The sequence below is a fragment of the Rheinheimera oceanensis genome (assembly GCF_018831085.1).
GTDB lineage: Bacteria > Pseudomonadota > Gammaproteobacteria > Enterobacterales > Alteromonadaceae > Alishewanella > Alishewanella oceanensis.
Genome location: NZ_JAGPNM010000001.1, coordinates 711,019 through 727,477, shown reverse-complemented (window position 1 = coordinate 727,477; position 16,459 = coordinate 711,019). Strand labels below are relative to the sequence as shown.

Annotated in this window: 13 protein-coding genes; 7 read left to right on the top strand and 6 right to left on the bottom strand. The window is 51.1% G+C overall.

The features are described from left to right. The first annotated feature begins 179 nt into the window (after window positions 1-179). Genes J3B89_RS03370 through cysW form a run of 4 tightly spaced genes read left to right on the top strand, consistent with a single transcriptional unit; the run spans window position 180 to window position 3,938 of the window. Window positions 180-1,244, top strand: coding sequence for a sulfate/molybdate ABC transporter ATP-binding protein (locus J3B89_RS03370; protein ID WP_215396080.1), 1,065 nt, complete (start codon window positions 180-182; stop codon window positions 1,242-1,244). 17 nt (window positions 1,245-1,261) lie between these two features. Beyond that, window positions 1,262-2,266, top strand: a complete 1,005-nt coding sequence (gene cysP / locus J3B89_RS03365; RefSeq protein WP_215396079.1) for a thiosulfate ABC transporter substrate-binding protein CysP — start codon at window positions 1,262-1,264, stop codon at window positions 2,264-2,266. A gap of 2 nt (window positions 2,267-2,268) precedes the next feature. Further along, window positions 2,269-3,114, top strand: coding sequence for a sulfate/thiosulfate ABC transporter permease CysT (gene cysT, locus J3B89_RS03360; protein ID WP_215396078.1), 846 nt, complete (start codon window positions 2,269-2,271; stop codon window positions 3,112-3,114). Beyond that, a complete protein-coding gene (gene cysW, locus J3B89_RS03355; protein WP_215396077.1) occupies window positions 3,111-3,938 on the top strand; it encodes a sulfate/thiosulfate ABC transporter permease CysW in 828 nt (275 codons plus the stop codon). The genes cysT and cysW overlap by 4 nt, the downstream gene beginning before the upstream one ends. 23 nt (window positions 3,939-3,961) lie before the next feature. On the opposite strand, the gene J3B89_RS03350 is transcribed toward cysW, so the two are convergent. Beyond that, the gene (locus J3B89_RS03350; protein WP_215396076.1) at window positions 3,962-4,867 is read right to left on the bottom strand and encodes a LysR family transcriptional regulator; all 906 of its coding nucleotides are present in this window, start codon (window positions 4,865-4,867) and stop codon (window positions 3,962-3,964) included. Window positions 4,868-5,112: 245 nt separating this feature from the next. On the opposite strand from J3B89_RS03350, the gene J3B89_RS03345 reads away from it, so the two are divergent. From J3B89_RS03345 to chrA, 3 genes are all read left to right on the top strand, one after another. Beyond that, the gene (locus J3B89_RS03345) at window positions 5,113-6,696 is read left to right on the top strand and encodes a PGAP1-like alpha/beta domain-containing protein (RefSeq protein ID WP_215396075.1); all 1,584 of its coding nucleotides are present in this window, start codon (window positions 5,113-5,115) and stop codon (window positions 6,694-6,696) included. Window positions 6,697-6,829: 133 nt separating this feature from the next. Beyond that, window positions 6,830-8,668, top strand: a complete 1,839-nt coding sequence (locus tag J3B89_RS03340) for an SLC13 family permease (RefSeq protein WP_215396074.1) — start codon at window positions 6,830-6,832, stop codon at window positions 8,666-8,668. Between the two features lie 96 nt (window positions 8,669-8,764). Beyond that, window positions 8,765-10,114 carry a chromate efflux transporter gene (gene chrA / locus J3B89_RS03335; RefSeq protein WP_215396073.1) on the top strand — a complete coding sequence of 450 codons (1,350 nt, stop codon included), beginning with the start codon at window positions 8,765-8,767 and terminating at the stop codon, window positions 10,112-10,114. Between the two features lie 8 nt (window positions 10,115-10,122). On the opposite strand, the gene J3B89_RS03330 is transcribed toward chrA, so the two are convergent. The 5 genes from J3B89_RS03330 to spoT all read right to left on the bottom strand — a co-directional run bounded on the left by J3B89_RS03330 (window position 10,123) and on the right by spoT (window position 16,457). Beyond that, window positions 10,123-10,908, bottom strand: coding sequence for a putative hydro-lyase (locus J3B89_RS03330; RefSeq protein ID WP_215396072.1), 786 nt, complete (start codon window positions 10,906-10,908; stop codon window positions 10,123-10,125). Between the two features lie 105 nt (window positions 10,909-11,013). Beyond that, on the bottom strand, window positions 11,014-13,098 hold the full coding sequence (recG, locus tag J3B89_RS03325) for an ATP-dependent DNA helicase RecG (protein ID WP_215396071.1): 2,085 nt from the start codon (window positions 13,096-13,098) through the stop codon (window positions 11,014-11,016). Next, a complete protein-coding gene (locus J3B89_RS03320) occupies window positions 13,098-13,928 on the bottom strand; it encodes a substrate-binding periplasmic protein (RefSeq protein ID WP_215396070.1) in 831 nt (276 codons plus the stop codon). The genes recG and J3B89_RS03320 overlap by 1 nt, the downstream gene beginning before the upstream one ends. 7 nt (window positions 13,929-13,935) lie before the next feature. Next, entirely contained in the window at window positions 13,936-14,328 is a 393-nt protein-coding gene (locus tag J3B89_RS03315; protein ID WP_215396069.1) for a RidA family protein, read from the bottom strand. 5 nt (window positions 14,329-14,333) lie between these two features. After that, window positions 14,334-16,457, bottom strand: a complete 2,124-nt coding sequence (spoT, locus tag J3B89_RS03310) for a bifunctional GTP diphosphokinase/guanosine-3',5'-bis pyrophosphate 3'-pyrophosphohydrolase (RefSeq protein WP_215396068.1) — start codon at window positions 16,455-16,457, stop codon at window positions 14,334-14,336. Between the last annotated feature and the right edge of the window lie 2 nt (window positions 16,458-16,459).

Genomic DNA, 16,459 nt, shown 5'->3' with positions numbered 1-16,459 from the left:
GCACTTTTGCGGAAGGCATTTTGCTACTTATATTTCTAAAAGATATAGAAGATTCTAATTTGCTATTTTAAAGTTATTAAATACCAGGCGTAAGATAACAGCTGTCTACTGCTGAGCCCGGCAATACTCCACAGCCTGAGCGGCCATGCACTGTAACAACAGAACAGGATTAACAGGTTATGAGCATCAGCATTGAACAGGTAAATAAACGCTTTGGTGATTTTGTAGCGGTAGACAATGTTAACCTGAGTATTAATACCGGCGAATTAACGGCTCTACTGGGGCCGTCAGGCTCGGGCAAAACCACCTTGTTACGTATTATTGCCGGGCTGGAACAAGCCGACAGCGGCCGTATTCAGTTTAATAATGAAGACATTACCGGCCAGCATGTGTCTGAGCGCGGCGTGGGTTTTGTGTTTCAGCACTATGCGCTGTTTAAGCATATGACGGTATTTGAAAATGTTGCTTATGGTTTAACGGTAAAACCGAAAAAATTTCGCCCCAATAAGGCCGAAATTGCGAGAAAAGTGAATAAATTACTGCAGCTGGTGCAACTGGACTGGACAGCAGATCGCTACCCGGCGCAGTTATCCGGTGGTCAGCGCCAGCGTATTGCCCTGGCACGGGCACTGGCGGTAGAGCCTAAAGTATTGCTGCTGGACGAGCCTTTCGGTGCCTTAGATGCCAAGGTGCGGGCCGAACTGCGCCGCTGGTTACGCCGCTTACACGACGAAATTCATGTAACCAGTGTGTTTGTCACCCACGATCAGGAAGAAGCGCTGGAAGTAGCCGACCGTATAGTGGTAATGAACAAAGGTGCCATTGAACAGGATGGCACACCAGAGCAGGTTTACGATCACCCGGCCAACCCCTTTGTGTATGAGTTTCTTGGCAACGTAAATTTATTTCATGCCAGGGTAAAACAGGGCCAAACCACCATTGGCAGTGTACAACTGGCGTCGCCGGAACATACTAATGGTGACGAGCAGGACGGCTTTGCCTACGTGCGGCCGCATGAAATAGAGGTATTTAAAGCACCGGTAAGCAACGGGCTAAAAGTAAAGCTGGATTTGGTAACCATAGTCGGGCCGGTGGCGCGGCTGGAAGTAATAACCGATACCGGGCAACAGCTTATTCATATTGAATTACCCAAAGAGCAATTTAAACAGCTGGCGCTGGCGCAGGGCGATATTGCCTGGATCCAGCCCCGTTACAGCAAAGTCTTCCTTGGCGAAGGCATTTAATTTACAGGACGGTACCTATGCACATTTCAAAAAAACTGGCGCTGCTGTTGTTTGCCACCTTGCTAAGCGCACCACTGGCCGCAAAAGAACTGTTAAACAGCAGCTATGATATTGCCCGTGAATTATTTGCTGAAATTAACCCGTTATTTATTGCCCATTGGCAGCAGCAAACCGGTGAAACCTTAACCATTAACCAATCGCATGGTGGCTCATCGCGCCAGGCACAGGCTATTTTGCAGGGGCTGCGTGCCGACGTGGTAACCTTTAACCAAAGCACCGACATTGATGTACTGCACCAGCGTGGTAATTTGCTGCCGGCAAACTGGCGTGAACGCTTAGCCAATAATGCCTCGCCTTATTACTCTACCATGGCCTTTTTAGTGCGTAAGGGTAATCCCAAGCAAATCAGCAGCTGGCAGGATCTGGCTAAACCGGGCATTGGCCTGGTATTTCCTAACCCGAAAACCTCGGGCAACGCGCGTTACACTTATTTAGGCGCCTACGGTGATGCGCTGCAGCGTTTTGACAACGACGATGCCAAAGCCCGTAACTGGGTAAAAACCTTTTTAGCCAACGTAGTGGTATTTGACACCGGTGGCCGTGGCGCTACCACCTCTTTTGTTGAACGTGGGCTGGGTGATGTGCTGATCACCTTTGAATCTGAAGTAAACGGTATTATTAAACAATATCCGGATCAGCAGTTTGAGCGGGTAGTGCCGCCAACCAATGTGCTGGCCGAATTCCCTGTAGCCTGGATTGACCGCAATATTCAGCGCAACGGCAGCGAAAAACAAGCTAAAGCGTACCTGGAGTTTTTATACAGCAAGGCGGCACAGCAGGTACTGGCACGCCACTTTTACCGGGTGCACGATGCCGACGTGGTTGCTGCCACTGCGGCGCAGTTTCCGGCAACTAAACTGTTTAAAGTAGAAGATGTGTTCAGCAGTTGGGATGCCGTGCAAAGTAACCATTTTGCCAACGGTGGTGTGCTGGACCAATTACTGGCCGAGGGTAAACGCTAACCGTGGCATTTTATCGCAGTATCAGCAGTAAACGTGTGCTGCCGGGCTTTGGTATCAGCCTTGGCAGCAGTTTGTTTTTTATCAGCCTGGTTATTTTACTGCCCATTACCGGCTTAATAGTGCAAACGGCAGAGTTAAGCTGGGCGCAGTACTGGGCGATTATTTCTGATCCGCGGGTAGTAGCTACCTATAAAGTTACGCTGTCTGCAGCATTGGTGGCCAGCATTTTTAACTTATTTTTTGGCCTGCTAATGGCCTGGATCTTAACCCGTTATCGTTTTCCCGGCCGTATTTTGCTCGATGGCCTGATGGATTTACCTTTCGCCTTGCCCACCGCTGTTGCGGGTTTAACACTGGCGGCGGTGTTTTCTACCCAGGGTTGGTTTGGCCAGTATCTGGCGCTGTGGGATATAAAGGTATCTTACACCTGGCTGGGCATAGTGCTGGCAATGATTTTTACCAGTGTGCCTTTTGTGGTGCGTTCGGTGCAGCCGGTGCTGGAAGAATTTGGCCCGGAGTATGAAGAGGCCTCGGCTACGCTGGGCGCCAGCCCGTGGCAAACGTTTTTTCGTATTATATTACCGGAAATAAAGCCGGCACTGCTTACCGGTACGGCATTGTCGTTTACCCGCAGTCTGGGCGAATTTGGTGCGGTTATTTTTATTGCCGGTAACCTGCCGTGGCAAACTGAAGTGACCTCGCTGATGATTTTTGTCCGGCTGCAGGAATTTGATTACGCCGGTGCCAGCGCTATTGCCAGTGTGGTGCTGCTGGCATCGTTAATTTTGCTGTTTGTTATTAATGGCATTCAGCAGCGCTATCAGCACATTACCGGAGGCGTGAAATGAGCCAAACCGCGCTTAATAGCTCACGGCGCTGGATCAGGCCGTTATTAATCAGCCTGGGTGTGGTGTTAACGCTGTTGCTGTTAGTGGTGCCGTTGGTGTTTATTTTTGTCGCGGCGTTTTCTGCCGGTGTCGGCGGGGTGTGGCAAAACCTGACTGAGCCTGACATGCTGCATGCCATTGGTTTAACACTGCTGGTGGCGGGCTTAACGGTGCCGGTAAACCTGATTTTTGGCACCCTGATTGCCTGGTGTGTTACCCGTTTTAGTTTCCCCGGCCGGCGTTTATTACTTACGCTGATTGATATTCCGTTTGCCGTATCCCCGGTAGTGGCCGGTTTGCTGTATTTATTGCTATATGGCAGCAACGGCCCTTTTGCGAATATATTGGAGCAGCATGATATACAGCTGATGTTTGCCTGGCCCGGCCTGGTAATGGTAACGGTATTTGTATCTTGCCCCTTTGTGGTGCGCGAACTGGTGCCGCTGATGTCGACGCTGGGCACCGAGCAGGAAGAAGCAGCTGTGTTGCTGGGTGCCAGTGGCTGGCAGGTGTTCTGGCATATTACCTTGCCCAATATTCGCTGGGCGCTGCTGTATGGCGTTATTTTAACCAACGCCCGTGCGGTGGGCGAGTTTGGCGCGGTGTCTGTGGTGTCGGGTACTATTCGTGGCCAAACCAATACACTGCCACTGCATATTGAACTGCTGCAGCAAGATTACAACACCGCCGGGGCCTTTATTGCCGCAGCTTTGCTAACACTTATTGCTATTGCCACTTTAGTGGTAAAAGCGGTGTTACAGTGGAAGCTGGCACGGCAGCACTAAGCTGCCATTTACCTGAGTGCTGTTTACACTTCTGCCGACAAGGCTGCACCGCTGCTTTTGGCCAGAGTAATAAAGGTTTGGATATGTTTATTCAGTTTTTCCTGCTTACGGTAACCGACATAAATATGCTTATGAATACCGCTGCTGCCTAAGCGAATAACATTAACCGGCAGGTTTTGCGCATATTCCAGCGCCAGCCATTTCGGCATAGCCGCAACACCGCGGTTAGCCGCCACCATTTGCAGAATAATGTCGGTGGCTTCCAGTGTTTTATGTAATTTGGGCATACACTGGGCCGGTAGTAAAAACTGCTGAAAAATATCCAGCCGCGCCGTTTCTACCGGGTAGGTTAGCAATACCTGGTCGCTTAGCTGTGCCGGGGCTACCTGGCTTAAACCACTCAGTTTACTGTGCTGGCTAACCACCAGCACCAGCTCGTACGGAAACACCGGCTCAAACACTATGCTTTCTTTGTTGATTGGGTCGGGTGTTATCAGTAAATCGATATCGTAGTTAAACAGCGCTGCCATGCCACCAAATTGGAAGCGTTGCTTTACGTCGATATCTACCCCCGGCGATTGCGCCAAAAACGGCTGCACCACCTTTAGTAACCACTGATAACATGGGTGACATTCCATACCCACTGCCAGACTGCCTTTTTCGTTATCGGCGAACTGGCGCAGCGTATCGTCCATGCGTTCAAACTGCGGCAGCAAGCGGTTTGCTTGCTCCAGCAGGTAGTTACCAGCCTCAGTTAAACGGATATTACGGCCATCTTTAAGCCACAAATTGATATTGCCCTGCCGCTCCAGCTTTTTTATGGTGTGGCTTAAGGCCGACTGCGTCAGACTCAGGCTGCTGGCTGCCGCTGTTAGCGAGCCCTGGCGGTCAATTTCACGCAAAATACTCAGGTGAATTTTTTCAATCATGCTGCTACCTTGGCTACGATGTATGATAAATATTCATTTATAAATTGAAATATACCATTTTTAATCATGTGTCTAACACCTCACATTTTATTTGTTTTTAAACTACAGTTGTTTGATTAAAAAAATTGTTTGATTAAAAAATGCTGTACATCAGCGCACTTTAACAGCTCAGCAGTGTTAGCTCGGGTGTCATTGATTGTGATTACAAACCCTGACCCAATTTACTTCAACACGGAGCCTCTGCTATGGCCACAAATTCACAGCATCCTTATCATCCGATCATCTATGTCCGCGGCTTTGCTGCTACTCAGGGTGAGATTGAGGAAACCGTTGCCGACCCTTATATGGGGTTTAATGTTGGTTCAACTAAGTCGCGCATGGCCTGGAGCGGTGATGTCAAACGCTTTTACTTCGAATCGCCACTGGTACGTCTGATGAGTGATCACAAGTATGAAGATGTTTTTGTCGATGGCGATGATCTGGTCGCGGCCGAGCGCAATAATCACCCTGTGCCATATCGTAGTATCATTATTTACCGTTACTACGACGAGGCGTCTAAAGATTTTGGCACTGGTGAAACGCCACCGATTGAACACTTTGCCAAAGGGTTAGATCAACTTATTCTGCGCTTGCGGGATAAAGTGTGTGCCAATAAAGCGAACAATATGACAGCAGCAGACTTTCGTGTGCATTTGGTTGCGCATTCTATGGGCGGATTGGTGTGTCGTGCTTTCCTGCAAAATACCAAGCTTGGCTCGGCAGCCGCACGAGCGGCGGTAGATAAGGTCTTTACCTATGCCACGCCACATAATGGTATTGATATGCGCATAGTACGTAATGTGCCGGGCTGGCTTTCATTCGGTGATGTTAACAACTTTAATCGTCAGAGGATGGCGGCATACCTTGATGTCCCCAGGGGAGACGACGTCAGCCTGGTAAAAAACTTCCCACCTGAGCGGATCTTCAACCTTGTTGGCACCAATCCGCGCGATTACACCGTAGCAGGTGGTATTTCGGCCTGGGCAGCCGGGGATGCCAGTGACGGGCTGGTGCGTATTGAAAATGCCACTACCCACGGGCCGGGCGCGGATGGCAAGGATGTCACCTCACCACGTGCTTTTGTGCACCGCAGCCACTCCGGGCACTATGGTATTGTGAATTCCGAAGAGGGGTATCAGAATCTCACCCGTTTCCTGTTTGGTACGCTGCGTGTTGATGGCATCCTGGATGTGGACGATATCACTTTACCGATGGAAGTGCAGAAAGCCCTGAAAGATGGCAAAACGGTGCGGGCGTCATACCAATTTGAAATTGCCGCCAGTGTGCGTGGTTGCCAGTGGCAGATGACCCGGCGCGAGGTCCGCGAAAACTCTGCTATTTTTCGCAGCTATGGCCAGCTTTTCCCCGGCAAGGACGGTACTGAACGCAAGCCGGACCGGGCGATGAGCCCGCACCTTTTTTCTGTATTCCTCGATCCCGGAAAGAGCGTAAAAACGTCGAAGTCTGTCAGTTTTGCCTTTGATGTAAAAGTGCTGGTTCCCGATTACGAGGTAAATGGCGTACTGTTTATGAAGCGGCATTATGAGGGCGGTTTTATCTTCCGGGAGTTAATACTGGTGGAGGCTTTCCCCGATGAAAAGGCACTGGGGGGCTGGCGTGTTAAATATGGTTATCAGGATATCAACCCCGGTAAACCTGGCATAGATGCAGAGGTTCGCCTGTTGTCTGACGATGCGGCTAAAGGTTTTGTTTTCGCTATTCCGATAGAGCAGAAAAGCCGCCCTGGTCTGCGGGGCGTATTGCGCATAGAGGCCCGGCCCTGGTCCTGAGTAGCTTTAATGTTAAGTATTGCCGCGAGGCAAAAGGTATCATAGCTAATGAGTATTGTTGATCTGCCGCTAAGAAAGCTTACTCTGTTTACCTTACTATCACGCCTTTAACACTAAGCGGAGCCCATAGCCGATGAACACAGAACTGCTTTGCGTGCTGGCTATGCTGCTGTTGTGTATTGGCTGCTTTGCAGCGAATAAACCCCGTACTGATGTCGTGGCCTTGATGGTATTGGTGCTGTTCCCGCTAACAGGTGTGCTGGATTTACAACAAACGCTGGCCGGGTTTAGTGATCCTGCCGTTATTCTTATTGCGGCCTTGTTTGTTATTGGCGATGGCCTGGTTCGCACCGGCATAGTATACCGGCTGGGCGATGCTTTGGTACGGGTGGCAGCGAGCAGCGAAACCCGGCTGCTGGTACTGCTGATGTTAGCAGTAGCACTATTAGGCTCGGTAATGAGCTCTACTGGTGTGGTAGCTATTTTTATCCCTGTGGTGTTAAGCATTTGCGCCCGGCTGAATATTGCGCCGGGACGGTTAATGATGCCGCTGGCTTTTGCCGCACTGATCAGCGGTATGCAAACACTGGTGGCTACACCGCCGAATATGGTGGTGCACAGTGAATTGCAACGTAATGGCCTGGAAGGCTTTAACTTTTTCAGCTTTACACCTATCGGCTTAGTGGTGCTGTTACTGGGTATTGGTTATATGCTGCTGGCGCGGCGCTGGCTTAAACCGCAGTTAGTGCCGGGGCAGAGTGGTGCGCCGCGCCTGACATTAAGCGCGCTGGCACAAAGTTACCGCTTAAACGAGCGTGAACACCGGCTAAGGGTACTGCCGGGATCGCTGTTATTAAACCAGCAACTGAATGAACTGGCACTGCGCAAAGACTATGGCATTAATGTAGTGGCGGTAGAGCGGCTGCAAAAATTCCGTACCTTACTGCTTAATGCTACCGGCAATACTATCGTGCAGGCAGGTGATGTGCTGCTGGTTGACCTGATGTATCCGGCGCAGGACGTACTGCAAATTTGCCACCACTTGGGGCTTGAGCCACAGCCGTTAACCAGTTCTTACTATGCTTTACATGCTCATGAGTTAGGATTGGCAGAAGTGGCGTTTCCGCCAGAGTCATCTATGCCGGGTAAAACAATTCAGCAACTAGCGTTTCGCAGCCGGCATAAACTGAATGTAGTGGGGCTGCGCCGTGGCGGCGAGGCGCTACAAGGTGTACTGGTAGATGAACAATTACAGCGGGCTGATACCTTGCTGGTAGCCGGTAACTGGAAAGACATTCACAGCCTGCAGCATCAGGGCCGCGACTTTCTGGTACTTAGCCTGCCGGCTGAAGTAGATGAAATGACCCCTGCCGCCCGCAAAGCACCACATGCGCTTTGTTGTCTGGCGCTGATGGTGCTGCTAATGGTAACGGGCATAGTACCCAACGTAATAGCAGCGCTGATTACCTGCCTGCTGTTAGGTGCACTGCGCTGTATTGATTTAAACAGTGCCTATAAAGCCATTCACTGGCCCAGCCTGGTGCTGATTGTGGGTATGCTGCCCTTTGCACAGGCATTGCAAAAAACCGGCGGTATTGAGCTGGCCGTCAGCAGCCTGTTGTATGTGCTTGGCGACAGCGGCCATTACGCCCTGTTAGCGGCATTATTTGTGTTAACAGCGGCAACCGGCTTATTTATTTCTAATACTGCCACTGCGGTGCTGATGGCACCGGTTGCAGTGTCACTGGCCGCTACGCTGGAGGCATCGCCTTATCCGTTTGCTATGATGGTGGCGCTGGCCGCTTCGGCAGCTTTTATGACGCCGGTATCGTCACCGGTAAATACGTTGGTATTAGGGCCGGGGCAATATAAATTCAGTGACTTTATGCGTATTGGTGTGCCTTTTACCTTGTTGGTACTGGTGGTAAGCGTGTTACTGGTGCCGCTGTTGTTTCCGTTATACCCGGCGTAATAAACTCAGTTTAAACAATGCTACTGCCATATTATTTTGGCATACTGCACCGGACAGCTTTAAAGCAACATTCAGCAGAGCAGGATAACTTAGTTTATGTCACAGCCTTTATCTTCAGCGGCCAAAGCCGTTAGCCTGCGCGAGGCATTCCGCTACTGGCTAAAGCTGGGCTTTATCAGCTTTGGCGGGCCGGCCGGGCAACTGGGTATGATGCACCAGGAGCTGGTAGATAAACGCCGCTGGATCTCTGAAGCACGTTTTTTACATGCGCTGAACTACTGCATGCTACTGCCCGGGCCTGAGGCACAGCAATTGGCTACCTATATCGGCTGGCTATTACACGGCGCTAAAGGTGCCTTAATTGCTGGTTTATTGTTTATTCTGCCGTCATTTTTTATCTTAAGTCTGCTGGCCTGGTTGTATCTGGCACATGGCGACGTGCCGCTGGTACAAGGCCTGCTGTATGGCGTAAAACCGGCGGTTACCGCCATAGTGCTGTTTGCCGCCTGGCGTATCGGTAAAAAAACCTTACACACCAGCGCCCTTAAACTGTTGGCGTTAGCGGCGCTTATTGGCATAGCCGTATTTAAGCTACCTTTTCCCTATATCGTACTTGCTGCGGCGTGTATTGGTTTGCTGCTAATGCGCTTTTGGCCGGTACAGTTAACAGTACCGCCAGTGTCACATGGCAGTGGCACAGCGCATGCTGCAGCGGGCGATGCAGTGATAAACGACAACACGGCATTACCAAAATGGCAGTTATTCAGCTGGCGCCGGTTTGTGCTGGGTATTGCTCTGGGGCTGGGGATCTGGGCGGTTTCACTTGGTGTGCTGGTACTGTTATATGGCTGGCACAGCCCACAGGCGCAGCTGGGCTGGTTTTTTACCAAGGCAGCACTGTTAACCTTTGGCGGCGCTTATGCGGTATTACCTTATGTGTATCAGGGCGCGGTAGAGCACTACAGCTGGCTGACTGCACTGCAAATGATCGACGCACTGGCGCTGGGCGAAAGTACTCCCGGCCCTTTGATTATGGTAGTGGCCTTTGTCGGTTTTATTGCCGGCTGGACTGAGCAATTGTTTGGGCCAAACATGCTGCCCCTGGCAGGTATGCTGGCCGCGGCTATTGTCACTTTTTTTACCTTTTTGCCGTCATTCCTGTTTATTTTAGTTGGCGCGCCGCTGGTTGAAAGCAGCCGTAAGCAAGCCGCTCTTACTGCACCGCTTACCGCCATTACGGCAGCAGTGGTGGGAGTAATTGCAAATCTGGCGTTGTTTTTTGGCTACCATGTGTTATGGCCACAAGGGGTAAGCGGTAGTTTCGATTGGTTTGCATTACTGCTGGGTATCGCCGCCGGCGTCGCTCTATTTCGCTATAACCAGGGCATAATGCCGGTGCTGGCATGTGCTGCTGTCGCTGGCGTGCTAATTCAGCTATTGCCGTAACGTTAGCGTCACAGCACCGACAACTTGCTGTTAGTTAAGTCAGTTACCAGCATATGGCCCGGGCTGTGGGTAATGCAAAAATCCACGCCGGCGTTGGCTATAGCTACCTGAGGGGTAACGCCGCAGGCCCAGAATACCGGCACTTCGCCGGGCTTTATGGTTACTGCATCACCGAAATCCGGTTTATTAATATCATTAATGCCGATAGCGGCCGGGTCGCCAAAATGCACCGGCGCGCCGTGCACCTGCGGAAAGCGTGAGCAAATTTGGATAGCGCGTATTGCATCAAACGGCTTCATCGGCCGCATGCTTACCACCATGCCGCCGTGAAATACCCCGGCCGGGGTGCAGGCGATATTGGTGCGGTACATTGGTACGTTTACTTTTTCTGTAATATTACGGATTTCCAGGCCATCGGCCAGTAACGATTCTTCAAACGAGAATGAGCAGCCAATTAAAAAGGTGACTAAATCATCACGCCAGTATTCACGCACATCGGTTACTTCATCTGTCAGTCGGCCGTTTTTGAAAATACGATACTTTGGCAGATCGCTGCGGATATCCAGATCTTTGGCCAAAGAGGGCATATCAATGGCACCTGGTGTGGCCGCCATACCCAGCAACGGGCAGGGTTTGGGGTTAAAGTGGCAAAATTGCAAAAAATCCGTCGCGTACTGCTTGGGCAATATCGCCATATTAGCCTGCACAAACCCTGGTGCAAAACCCGAGGTATTGCCGCTAAAGGCGCCGCTGCGACACTGCTGGCGTAATTGGTAAGGGCTTAATGCTGTCATACGATTGTCCTTTGGCGAAATACCGCTGTTATATTGCGCAAGCACAGCATCTGTCGTCCAGCGCAATACGGCAGGGTGCAGTAATTTATAGCCAGTTTTGTTGTATCAGGCATTACCATAAATTTCTTTATTGGCCAGCCAGCGTTTGATTAGCGCCAGGCTGGCGGGGCGGTTGTGTTGCCATAACTGTGTGGCCAGTTGTTGTGCCTGTGGCAGTAAGTCGGCGTCGCGGGCTAGGTCGGCAATTTTAAACTGTAAAATACCCGTTTGGCGGGTGCCCAATAGTTCGCCGGGGCCGCGTATTTCTAAATCACGCTGGGCAATAACAAAGCCGTCGTTAGAATCGCGCAGTACGCCAAGCCGCGATTGTGCGGTGCGTGACAGCGGCGCATGGTACAGCAATACACAGTGCGAAGCAGTGCTGCCACGGCCTACACGGCCGCGTAACTGGTGCAACTGAGCTAAGCCCAGCCGCTCCGGGTTTTCAATAATCATTAAACTGGCATTGGGCACATCTACGCCAACTTCAATTACTGTAGTGGCCACCAGTAAGTCGAGTTCACCACTGCTGAATTGCTGCATTACGGCTTGTTTGTCAGCGGCTTTTAACCGGCCATGCACCAGGCCGATTTTCAGTTGCGGTAAGGCTTGTTGCAAGTTCAGCATGGTGTCTTCAGCAGCCTGGCATTGCAGCGTTTCAGATTCTTCAATCAGCGTACATACCCAGTACGCCTGACGCCGCTCGCTCTGTACGGCGCTGCGCACCCGTTCGATAATATCATCGCGCCGTGTATCCGGTATTGCTACTGTGGTAACCGGCGTACGGCCTGGCGGCAGTTCGTCAATAATTGAGGTGTCCAGATCAGCATAAGCAGTCATGGCCAGCGTGCGCGGTATCGGGGTGGCGGTCATGACCAGCTGGTGCGGATACTTACCTTCGATACCGCCTTTTTCACGTAGTGCCAACCGCTGGTGCACACCAAAGCGGTGTTGCTCGTCAATAATAATCAGTGTTAAGGCGTTAAACTCTACTTGCTGCTGAAACAGCGCATGGGTACCTACCACCATTTTGGCACTGCCATCAGCAATGGCTGCAAGGGTTGCCTGACGTGCTTTGCCTTTGGTTTTACCACCCAACCAGGCTACGCTAATGCCCAAAGGTTCAAACCAGCGGGCAAAGTTTACCGCATGTTGCTCGGCTAAGAGTTCAGTGGGGGCCATTAACGCTACCTGATAACCATTACCTATGGCTGTCAGGGCTGCTAATGCCGCTACCAGGGTTTTACCTGAGCCGACATCACCCTGTACCAGGCGCAACATTGGCAGGGTTTGGCTTAAGTCGTGGCGTATTTCATCGGTTACCCGCTGCTGGGCGTTGGTGGGTAAAAACGGCAGCGTGGCCAAAAAGCGCTGCTGTAAGCTGCTGTCAATTTTCAGTGCTACAGCCTGTTGTTGCTGGCTTTGGCTGCGCAGCTTGTGCATGCTCAGCTGCTGCGCCACTAATTCTTCAATAATCAGCCGTTGCTGCGCCGGGTGCTTACCCAGCTCCAGTAATTGCAGGCTGGCGTCCGGCGGCGGCCGGTGAATGTAGGTTAAGGCTTCAGTAAGTGACCATGGCTGGCGCAGCATATCTGCGGGTAAATATTCGTCCGGCTGGCTGCGTTGTAAATACTGCAGCGCGGCATCGGTAAGGCTGCGCCAGGTGGCCTGGCGTAAGCCTTCAGTAGTGGGGTAAATGGGTGTTAAGGTTTCATTTACTTCGGTCAGCAGTTCGTCGTTGTGGACGCGGTATTCCGGGTGCAACATTTCCAGCCCGCGTGGGCCGCGTTTGGCCTCACCAAAGCAGCGCAGTAACACGCCTGGGGTAACAGCATTTTTTTGCGCGGCACTAAAATGGAAAAAACGCAGGGTAAGAAAGCCGCTGCCGTCTTTAATTTTTACCAGCCAGCTGCGCCTTTTACCCATTTGTATTTCGCTGCTGGTAACCTCTCCCAGCACAGTGCCATGCATCAGTGGCATTAAATCGGCTATGGCATAAATGCGGGTGCGGTCTTCATAGCGTAGTGGCAGGTGAAACAAAATATCCTGTATGCTTTGTATGCCCAGTTTATCCAGCCGCTCGGCCACTTTGGCACCTACGCCTTTAATGGCAGAAACAGGCTGTCTGGCAACAGAGTCGGCTAATGTCATCAGGGCTGTTTATTTAACTGGGGGGCAGGTTGCAGCTTGGTTGGTGTAGCATATAAGCGCTCGACCGTACCGTCGTTTAACATGGTGGCCAGGTGTTGGCGTAATATCGGCTCCATTGCTGCATAGGGGCTTAGCCGTGATAAACCAATATGAATAAAGCCAGACTGACCACGGCTGAAGTCGATACCCGCATTACGGAATTTGTTATGGTAGCTGCTGATACTGCGGATAGCCTCAGAGGTGCTGATGGTAGGTGCAACTAAGCCATCTACTCTGCCACGTAGAACCATTTCCAACCCGGCTTCAATTGAGTCTACTTCTACGATATGACGTTGTTTTTGCTGTAGCAGTGCCATGAGTGCCGGCGAATAAACATAGCTGCGGATACTCACCAGTGTTAGCTGCTGCAGCTGTGCTTCGGTTTCTAGCTGGCGCTTGTCGTCCTGGCGGATAAACAGGCTTTCCGGCACCGTTTTATTGTACGGCAAGAGGTGCATGATGGCGTCACGCTCGGCGCTGAACTTCAGGTTTGACATTAAATCTACTTTGCCTTCGGCCATCAGCCGCAGGCAACGTGCTCCCGGCGTTTTAGGGGTGAAGACCAGTTTAAAACCTGCGCGGCTGGCTAATTCCTGCATTAAATCAACCGACGGGCCGTAAGGTGTGGTGACGTCTTCATAGTGATGAAAGCGGGAAAAGTGATCCAGACACCAAAGCAACTGCGGCTCACTTTCGCCCGGCAGTGGCTCTTCGGCCTGCACTGCCGTAGCTGCCAGCCAGCTGGCCAGCATAACGGTAACAGTAAGGCAGAGCAGGCGGGCAGGAGTCATTGTCGGCCTAGTGTGTTGACGGCACTTCCATTACGCCGTCGATCTCAATCTGGCTGGCACGCGGCAGAGCCGATACCTGCACTGCGGCACGCGCCGGGTAAGGCTCGGCAAAGTACTGGCTCATAATTTCATTTACTGTGGCAAACTGGCCAAGATCGGTTAGAAAAATATTTACCTTCACCATATCATTTAAGCTACCACCGGCGGCGTCACACACTGCTGCCAGGTTTTTAAATACCTGATGGGTTTGTTCGGCAAAGTTTTCTGATACCAGTTGCATAGTGGCTGGCACTAATGGGATCTGGCCAGACAAATACACCGTGGTACCAATTTTTACTGCCTGGCTGTATGTGCCAATGGCAGCCGGTGCATCGCTGGTACGGATAATCACTTTAGACATGCTGTTTATTTCCTTCTGTAAACTTTTTGTACGTCTGGCATCACGCGGATTTTGCGCATTACGTTGGCCAGATGCACTCTGTCACGCACTGACAGCGTAATTTTAATCACGTATTCACCAGTGTCACGATCGTCGGTGGCTAAGTCCTGAATATTCGACCCCTGCGAAGCAATCAGGGTGGTAAGTTTAGCCAGTACGCCCTGACGGTTAACAATAAATACCCGGATATCGCACAGGAACTGTTTATCGCCGGTTTTATCCCAGCGTACCGGGAAAAACTTACCCGGCTCTTTGTCCCAGCCTTTAATATTGCGGCAATCGGCCCGGTGCACGTTCAGGCCTTTGCCCGGTGTCGCGTTGGCGATAATATCATCGCCCGGTATAGGCCGGCAGCATTTGCCGAATGTCAGCAACATACCCTCAGAGCCAATAATAAAGGCTTTGCTTTTCGGCATCGGGCCGTTGTTATCTTTGCTGCTGGACTCATCAGAATCAAATTCGCCCAGCAAGCGCCGCGCTACGGCGATGGCGAGCTGATTACCCAGGCCAATTTCGCTGCAAAGCTCGTCTAATGATTTCTGTTTGGTGTTTTGCAGTACCTGTTCAATCCGCTCCGGTGCGATATCTTCCAGTTTTACCTCGCCCAACGCTGAACTTAACAAGCGCCGGCCCAGGCCAGTAGATTCGTTTTGTTGCTGTTTTTTCAGGTAGTTACGAATGCCTAAAATAGCCCGGCTGGTTACCACATAATTCAGCCAGTTCGCGTTGGGTTTACCGCCGGGGCTGGTAACAATTTCTACCGTCTGGCCGGTTTCCAGCGGTTTGTTCAGCGGGTAAGGTCTGCGGTCTACTTTAGCACCTACGCAGCGGTTACCAATGTCGGTATGTACGGCGTAAGCAAAATCCACTGCTGTGGCGCCAATCGGCAGTTCAACTATTTTACCTTTGGGGGAGAACACATACAGCTCGTCCGGGTACAGTTCTGATTTTACGTTCTCGACAAATTCAGCGCTGTTACCGGCATTTTGCTGTAATTCCAGTAAGCTTTGGATCCAGCGTCTGGCACGGATTTGCGCTGTGGTGTCCTGATGCTCGCCATTGGCTTTGTACATCCAGTGGGCGGCAATACCTTTGTCGGCCATTTCGTCCATTTCACGGGTACGCATCTGTATTTCTACCGGTATACCGTGCGGACCAATTAGCGAGGTATGCAGCGACTGATAGCCGTTTTGCTTTGGGATGGCGATATAGTCTTTAAAGCGAATTTCAATCGGCTTGTACAGGTTGTGCACCACGCCCAAAGTGCGGTAACAGTGATCAACGCTTTCTACCACTACACGAAAGGCATAAATGTCCATGACGTCGTTGAACATCAGCTCTTTGTTTTTCATTTTACGGTAAATGCTGTACAGGTGTTTTTCCCGGCCGCTAACTTCAGCGTTAATGCCAGCCTGTTCTAAGCGGCCTAAAATTTCATGCTGAATTTTTTCCAGCAGCTCACGCCGGTTGCCACGAGCCTGTTTAACCGCGGTAGACAACGCACGGTAACGCATAGGGTACAGCGCCTGAAAGCCCCAGTCTTCGAGCTCGTTTTTGATGTTATGAATACCCAGACGGTTAGCAATAGGGGCGTACAGTTCGAGGGTTTCTTTGGCAATACGGCGGCGTTTTTCGGGACGCAGGGCACCTAAAGTACGCATATTATGAGTGCGATCGGCCAGTTTAATTAAAATAACGCGGATATCCTGCGTCATGGCCATAAACATTTTTTGCAGGTTGGTAACTTCAAATTCCTGATAGTCTTTGAACTTTACCTTATCAAGCTTACTTACTCCCTGTACCAGCTCTGCAACGGTATTACCAAACAGCCGGGTTAAGTCTTCTTTGCTTACCGGTGTGTCTTCAATGACATCATGCAGCAGGGCGGCCATTAAGGTTTCGTGGTCCATGTGCATATCAGCCAGAATACTGCTTACGGCAACAGGGTGGGTTATGTAAGGCTCGCCGCTGGATCGGGTTTGTGGCGCGTGCGCATCCCTTGCCACTACATAGGCTTGTTGCACTAGGGCAACCTGCTCCGGCGGCAAATAGGCACTAATCTGGTTTTTCAGACCTTCAAATAAATACACCT